The following is a 1,001-nucleotide window of genomic DNA, read 5'->3' on the forward strand; positions in this document are numbered from 1 at the left end:
GCAGGCGACCAGGTTCCAGTGATGCCATTAGTAGAAGTTGTAGGCAATGCCGATAAGGTAGCTCCCGAACAGATCGGAGCAACGGCTGAAAACGTCGGAGTGATATTCGGGTTAACTGTAATAGTCAAAGTTGTCGTCGTTGCGCACTGTCCCGCTGTTGGCGTAAAGGTATAAGTAGTAGTTGCTGTATTATCCAAAGCTGGAGACCAGGTTCCAGTGATGCCATTAGTAGAAGTTGTAGGCAATGCCGATAAAGTAGCTCCCGAACAGATCGGAGCAACGGCTGCGAACGTCGGAGTGATATTCGGATTAACTGTAATAGTCAAAGTTGTCGTCGTTGCGCACTGTCCCGCTGTTGGCGTAAAGGTATAAGTAGTAGTTGCTGTATTATCCAAAGCTGGAGACCAGGTTCCTGTAATGCCATTAGTCGATGTAGTTGGCAATGCTGTCAGGGTCGCTCCTGAACAAATTGGAGCAACGGCTGTGAACGTTGGCGTAATGTTCGGATTAACGGTAATTGTCAGCGTTGCCGTTGTAGCGCACTGCCCTGCTGTTGGGGTAAACGTATAAGTTGTAGTGGCAGTATTATCCAAAGCAGGTGACCAGGTTCCGGTGATACCATTAGTCGAAGTAGTTGGCAATGCCGATAAAGCAGCTCCCGAACAGATCGGCGCCACCGCATTAAACGTTGGCGTAATGTTCGGATTGACTGTGATCGTTAATGTAGCCGTCGTTGCACACTGCCCTGCCGTTGGAGTAAAGGTATAAGTAGTAGTTGCTGTGTTATCGAGGGCAGGCGACCAGGTTCCTGTGATGCCATTAGTTGAAGTCGTAGGCAATGCAGTCAGGGTCGCTCCTGAACATATCGGTGCAACGGCTGCGAAGGTCGGCGTAATGTTCGGATTGACGGTAATAGTTAGTGTTGTCGTCGTCGCACACTGCCCGGCTGTTGGAGTAAAGGTATAAGTAGTAGTGGCCGTATTATCCAAAGCAGGTGACCA

The 1,001-nt window shown here is 49.5% G+C and carries 1 pseudogene; it reads right to left on the minus strand.

The features are described 5' to 3' along the window. Positions 1-839 (minus strand): annotated as a pseudogene (locus ACJ751_RS24645) (hypothetical protein); the annotation flags it as partial. Between the last annotated feature and the right edge of the window lie 162 nt (positions 840-1,001).

Source organism: Niastella sp., assembly GCF_045805085.1.
In the GTDB taxonomy this organism is placed as follows: domain Bacteria; phylum Bacteroidota; class Bacteroidia; order Chitinophagales; family Chitinophagaceae; genus Niastella.